We start from the raw sequence: 6,739 nt of genomic DNA, 5'->3' as shown, positions 1-6,739 counted from the left end.
GTAAAACCCTTATACTTGCAAGCACACATGGGAATACCGTTACCACCGCCGAAGTGGATGGTAAGCCTGTTATTATCGGGCTGAACGCTTATATTAAACGCTGAGTTACTATGAAAATGTAGCTGCAGCGCACCCATTCTCCGATCTGACTACCTTCACGGATACAGGGTTAATGTACCACGGTATTCCTTTCAAACCCAACAAACTTTTTAGATCCCCATTCCCGGGCCTTATTTCCCCTCATGGAAAGGAAGGGTATCGTGCACGAGTTGATATTATTGGATATTTACTTTTTACTTGACGGGAGGATTATAGGATGTCCCTCATAGTCCTCATAAATTCTTCCTTGCAAAATATATGGAATGGGAGGGGAATGGAGAAAAAGGCGGAGTTTGGGGAGAATCTTAAACGTCCCTTCCATCCTTTTCCATTAATCATCCTTTTCTTATAAAGAATCTCTTGACAAGAGTACAATATATTGTATAATAAAGTACAATTATTTGTATTATAAAGTACATTATATGTATGGATTATAGAATAGATCGAAATAGGCTGTTTGACAGGTTCAGCGCCTGGAGCAGCTATCTGAAAAGAAAGGTCCGCCTTATCGCCTGCGGCGGGACAGCCATGACCCTCCTGGGGATCAAGGACAGCACAAAAGACATAGATCTGATTGTGCCGGATACAAAAGAATATAAGTACCTGATCGGGATGCTGGAGGCTTTTGGATATGTTCAAATCTAAAGATGACCTGCATGAACGGCTGGAGATGTTGGGATTCCCGGTGCTTGAGACAAGATCTATACAGACTGCAAATACAACACTGGCCGAGGTCGCGGAAAGCAAAGATATCCGTCTATGGGAAGGGTTCCCGGTAATGTTGGCCAACAGCCTTGAAAAACATTGGTTCAGCTACAACGAAGCAAAAGGATATCTCAAGTCAAAGAAGGGGATATCGAGACTGGATCTGCTTATCATTATGTCTTTAGCGGTTTATGAGGTTATGCGTTTGAGCTTGCCCGGAATGGAAGTGCTCCGCAATCTTTTTAAGACAGATAAAAATCAGGATTTCCGGTATTTCCTTCAAAAGCTGGAAGGCAACGATGATTTTGTACTTTTCAATAAAACAATGTCCGGCGAGCGGATAAAAAGTGCGTTCAGCACCTATTACGGAGGAGCACAGACCGGGCTTAGGGAACTGCTTTCCGTGAAAGACCAGCATGACCTCCAGTATGCCCTGTCGCAGTTCTTCCCGCCAAGGCAAAAGGAACTGGTGCTGAAAAAGCTGCGTAATGAAAAACTGACTAAAACAGAGAGGGAATATTATTCACGGGTGGTTAAGAAAAAGGTTCTGGCGCTTGCAAATCCCGAACTGCAAAAACTCTCCCAGAAGCTGTTGTGACATCCTTTTTGCGCAAAGCCCAGGATTGCCTCCGGTGCGCCCGCCCTTGTCGCCTTGTTATCTTTCAGTGACTCATTAGCCGCTGTGATAGAATTAAGGCAGTGAATAGTGAACATTCAGGACAAGCATCGGCGTCGGACTTTCCCCGCAAACACGCTCATTCCGCTCCAGCGGCTCCAATCGCTCGCGTTCGGCTTCGGAACTTTTGCTTAGACGCAAAAGACCGAGCTTCCTCGCCTCACGACGGTTTGCTACAGGAAAGTCCGACACCGATGCCCTCAGTTACGTATGCCGGTTCCGTCTGTTTTGTTTTAACGTTGAACGTTGAACATAGAACGTTGAACAGGTTTCCCCTGCCGCCTCACGATTTACAGAAGTTTCGCTATGAGCCATGAGCCGCCTTTCATTTCGTCCTTCGTCCTAGCAAAGCGGACGTCCTTCGTCCCTCGGTTCTCCCACTCACGCCTTACGTCCTTCATACGTGACCACCGGTAAAGAATTTCATTGCATTTTTATGACCTTTGAAGGATGATTACAAAAAAGGTGGGTTCATGGGGAATCAATCAACTTACAAGAGATTCTTTGGCTGCGGGATAGTTATTGAATTATCGAAGGGCGTCCCCTCTGCCCCTCCAGTTGCAAGGAAAAGGTTCCGGGCATCACTGGCCTCCGACAAGAATATACTGCGCCTGATGAAAAAGATAGAAGATCGTCTGAGTCAAGGATAAAGATTTGACCCCATTGGCACATTCAGGCTGTAAAGATTTGACCCCATTGGCACATTTAGTCTTTACTCATAGTCTTTAGGTTTATAGAGATGACAACTGGCAAAATTGGACAAAGACCCCCCTTTCGACAGACGGGATCCTATACCAGTTTCAAACACTTAGGCGGAACCATAGTCACCTTGGAACAAGTTGAAGAGGAAGTATCGCAGTGGCCACTGGACGGGCTCCTTGGATTTTTGGCTATGCTCTCACTCGAAGCAGTACATAATGGTCAAGATTTTTTCGACCCCCGGTATCAAGGCGAATATCTAAATTTGGCAATTGTTGATGATTTTCCTGCTGTCCTCCCACGCGTTCCGACCATGTATGCCCCGGCCCGTATTCCGTTCACTGAGGGACAGCACGTTTTTATTCATGAGCTAAATATGGCACAACTCACCCATATTTCAGTTCTAAAAGCAAGGGAAGGCTGTGTCACAGATTTCAACTACGATCTGAGGCGGCGAATTTGCCGCCTTCTTCTAATTATGAATGACGTGTTTAATAGAAAAAATACTCCTGTAGAGACTATTCGGAGGAGCCTTGTTGAGCGACGACAGTTCGCGCTGGAATGGCTCAGGTACCACCAGTTTAATCGTTTCTTTAATAGTGCATTCAGTACAATGGCTAAACTGGCACGCCAGCGAATTCTATTACTCAAAATATTACCAAAGTTCTTTAAAGACATAGAAGAAGCCTTCCGCGATGCTACGCAAGGAGTGAATCTGCAGAGATACTTTGAGATACTAACACTCATTGTTTCGCATGTTTATTACGAAGTGAAACCTGGTAAGCATTGGTTTCAGAAAAAAAGTTTTACTTCCCAACTAAAAGCAAACGCCGAAGAAGTCGAGCTTATAATGCGGAGGTGGATACGAACGCCAGAACAGTATCGAGAGAGATGGACTGAGTGGAAATCATCTCACCCTTCACCAGGGTTTACTGGATTTGATTTCGTTTGCCTACGTGAAACACCACTGATTGAAGGCAGACCCGACGAGCTTGTTTGCCCGGTGCTGCCATTTTTATTGGCCAAAATCGAGGATGACCCTTTTTTTATTCTTTCTGACTACTTGGGTAATCCGAGTGAATTTCAAACCGCCATAGGTGAGGCTTATCAACAATATGCGGCTAGTCTTGTGGAGCGGATAGGAAAAAACGACCCTAGTGGCACTTGGAGCTACCAACCCAGCCCCACAATCAAGGGCAACATTGAATTAGCAGACGATTTCTTGCAGAGGGACAAGACGGCTGTTTGCTTTGAGCATAAAGGCGGTCGGCCAGGCACAGACTTTCTCAGAGGAGGTGAAGGGGATCGTCTCCTTGGACCGTCTGATATTATTTTAAAAAAATTGGATAGAAAAGAATCAGTCACCCATCGAGAAGGACGAAATCATGATGAGGGTATTATAACGAGGGGAATGTGGCAACAGAACTTGCATGGCCAAGAACTTGTTGCTTGGGCAGAGGGGAAGACGGGCAATAGGTCCGATGTTGTCTTCCCTATTATTACTTACCTGTGTGACGTCCTCATAGATGAAGTTGTCTTTTCAGTGTATTTAGACCCGCTCATGGAAACTACAAAACTTTACACAAACGATTTCTGGCAAAAACCTCAGTGGTTACACATCGATGATCTCGAAGCGCTGGCAGCCCTATCAGAGCAAGGCTCTATAAATATTTCAGAGCTTCTCAATGAGAAAATAACCAAGTTCAAAAATGAACGATTTGATTTATTTCTCTATGAACGATTCGGTAAGAAAATAACCATTGACAGGAACTTAATGGGTGAAGCGACAAGATTACTCAAAGACACCAAGGTCACATTCTGGGAAGATATTGTGGAAACAGAAAAGAGCTTATGATTCCCATAAAAAAGCGTGAAAGATGATCAGGCGATGGAAAGGGGCATGCGGCAATGCTGATCACTTGACAAGTTTTTGAAATAGCAGGACAATGGATTTATGGGCGGGGAAGTTAATCAAGAAATGAATGGGAAGAAGAAAAATGTTGAATATAGATACCTAAAAAGCTTTTTGTCTTTGTTGAGAAATGGCTTGGATATTAGTAATGATGATATTGAATGTAGGGAGTCACCCGATTTCATTATCAACCTTGGCAACAAGAGAATAGGTATTGAAATAACAGAACATCATTCGAGCGAGAGAGATGCAAATAAAAGGTCTCGTCGAGCGACCGAAGAAGATTGGGAAGTATTGAGAACAACTATTAGGGATAGGGTCTGGAAAGATAGCGATTTGAGCCAGACGTATGGCTATCTCGAATTCAAAAAATTGGAGTTGCCTCCCAGAAAAAAATTTAGAAGTTTTACTGATGAGATCATTCAACTATCCAAAGAAATGATCCATACCCATCGCGAAGTTGTAAAGATCGACGAGAAATATCCTCTGCTTTATAAATACATGAATAAAATGCACTTAAAAATTGTTAGATGCTTCATAACGTGGGATTGGAATTATGAAGGCGGAAGCGTCGGTCTGACTGAAACAGAATTAATCAAAACAATCGAACTAAAAACGAGCAAAGCAAGTGGGTACGTAAAAAACGATATAGATGAACTATGGTTGATTATTGTTGAAGGGCATAGAATATCACAAGCAATGGGTCTTAATTTAGAATGGTATCTGGATGACTTCAATAGTGTAAATAGTCTATTACAAGGGTCGCGATTTAATAAAGTCTATATCTATCAATACATGCATAATCTTATTTATGAATGGCCCAGATGGATCAAAATAGGTCAAGAGCGTTTTATAGAGACTATTAAAGAACCCGAGAGATCAAACGGATAGGAATAGATAAAACGTCTATTGTTAAAAAAAGAGGATTGAGGGATTATTAAAGAAATCCGACTACTGGTGACACCCGTATTATGCATACTTATGAAAATAGCCAATTAAGACATGAGTAAAGATCTAAAATATGTAGAAGTTAAAATGACTCCTAGCCAATTCTGGGATATGATGAATGAAGTCGATACATTTTTGGCAAGCCAAAACGTGCCAATTCATGCTCGCCCAATACGTGCATTTCTGGAAGTCGGTAAACGATTGCACGTAAACATATTAATTGCACCTGCTCATAAGATTACCGACCCTATATTGTTTACAAGCCACAATATCGCAACGCATATAAGTAACTGGTACGATGAGAGATACGGCGATAGGCTAAAAATTCATATGGGACCTGGAAGCGTGGCGATATTGATAAGGGGAGACGCATGGAAGGTAGTGCTGCCAAGGGTGTATGGCCTCGTGACCTACGTATGTGACCCCGAAATTGAAAAATATAAAAATATGCCTAAGTTCAGTACTAGGGGTCGCCCCATTGTCCTAAATATATTTAATTGCATAGAAAATATGACAGAACACTATGCAAGCCAGCTGTCACCAGAAGAATTGAAAGCCATAACAATGTTCTTTGACTTATCGCTTAAATCACTTTACCAACTTGAGAAAATTCAGTCAAAACCCTTTATCAAAGAAGCGCTATCTGATTTGGGTTCAGCCGTTTATCATATTTTCAATATACCTCCACACTATGGCTTTTCAAAATGGTCGAGCTTGCAATTCATCGAGAAACAGATTAAATCTTTGCTTAAAATAAAAGGGGTGAATTTCCCATTCAAGCATGACCTTTCTTTACTGGCAAAAATAGCAACGGAGCACGGGCTTCTTATCTTAGACGAAGTACTTCTAGACAAGGTTAAATGCGATCCTGGGATTAGATATGGTGAATATCTAACATCTTTAAAAGAGGCGATGGATGCACATATGGCGTCAATTCAATTGGCCCATACAGTATCAAAGGCAATAAATATATAACTATAGGTGAAATCACGACTACCTTGAAAGAAACAAAGGGACCAGGCATTGATAAGAGACAACGAAACCATAGACGAGCAGAAGAGCAGAGGGCGAGAGGAGCAGAGCGATAAAGCCCCGTAAGGCGTAAACTGGATGCTGATTAAAGGCTACGTAGTGCTTTCATGGTATTCATAGTGGTCTGAGAATTTAGGCAAAATATGATAGTAGAGCATCGGTGCCGGGGTATCCTGTAGCAAACCGTCGTGAGGCTTAAGAAGAACAGAAGAGCAGAGGGTGAGAAGAGCAGAAGGCAGAATAGCCGGTTAGTACTGCTTTTTTCATCTGGTATTTACTCCGAACGCTGAACTCCGAACGCTCAAAACTGCCCCGCAGGGGCCTTGCCGAACGCGAGCGAATGTAAGCCGCTTTAATACCGATTTGTATTCAAAAATAGAGCGAGGCGACGAGGAGGAAGCGACGGAGGCGAAACAGTTGGGGGTCAAATCTTTATCATTGACTTTGCCTCCTTTTTCCCTTATCCTTCCTCATGGCCAGACCGCTTCGCATCCAGTACGAGAATGCCTATTATCACGTAACCTGCCGGGGGAATGCCCGTGCAAGGATATTCCTTAATGACTATGACCGGAAGACCTTTATCGATCTCCTTCAGCGTTCAAAAGAGATCTATCAGGTAGACATTATAGCCTTTGTCCTCATGAGCAATCATTTCCACCTTGTCGTAA

7 protein-coding genes are annotated in these 6,739 nt (G+C 43.0%); all 7 read left to right on the top strand.

All coding sequences use genetic code 11. The annotated features are described in order from the left end of the window. Positions 1-525 precede the first annotated feature (525 nt). Entirely contained in the window at positions 526-744 is a 219-nt protein-coding gene (locus PHU49_12860) for a hypothetical protein (GenBank protein ID MDD5244897.1), read from the top strand. Next, positions 731-1,402 carry a hypothetical protein gene (locus tag PHU49_12855; protein ID MDD5244896.1) on the top strand — a complete coding sequence of 224 codons (672 nt, stop codon included), beginning with the start codon at positions 731-733 and terminating at the stop codon, positions 1,400-1,402. The genes PHU49_12860 and PHU49_12855 overlap by 14 nt, the downstream gene beginning before the upstream one ends. 551 nt (positions 1,403-1,953) lie before the next feature. Beyond that, positions 1,954-2,130 (top strand): hypothetical protein, encoded by a 177-nt coding sequence (locus tag PHU49_12850; protein ID MDD5244895.1) that lies wholly within the window; start codon positions 1,954-1,956, stop codon positions 2,128-2,130. 179 nt (positions 2,131-2,309) lie between these two features. Beyond that, complete coding sequence (locus tag PHU49_12845) at positions 2,310-4,034, top strand: hypothetical protein (protein ID MDD5244894.1); 1,725 nt, start codon at positions 2,310-2,312, stop codon at positions 4,032-4,034. Between the two features lie 99 nt (positions 4,035-4,133). Continuing rightward, positions 4,134-4,982, top strand: coding sequence for a hypothetical protein (locus PHU49_12840; GenBank protein MDD5244893.1), 849 nt, complete (start codon positions 4,134-4,136; stop codon positions 4,980-4,982). A 111-nt stretch (positions 4,983-5,093) separates the two neighbouring features. Further along, positions 5,094-6,014, top strand: a complete 921-nt coding sequence (locus PHU49_12835; protein MDD5244892.1) for a hypothetical protein — start codon at positions 5,094-5,096, stop codon at positions 6,012-6,014. Between the two features lie 529 nt (positions 6,015-6,543). Further along, a partial coding sequence (locus PHU49_12830) for a transposase (GenBank protein ID MDD5244891.1) occupies positions 6,544-6,739 on the top strand: 196 nt, incomplete at its 3' end.

The organism is Syntrophorhabdaceae bacterium (assembly GCA_028713955.1).
Taxonomy (GTDB): domain Bacteria; phylum Desulfobacterota; class Syntrophorhabdia; order Syntrophorhabdales; family Syntrophorhabdaceae; genus UBA5609.
This window is presented reverse-complemented; position numbering and strand designations above follow the sequence as displayed.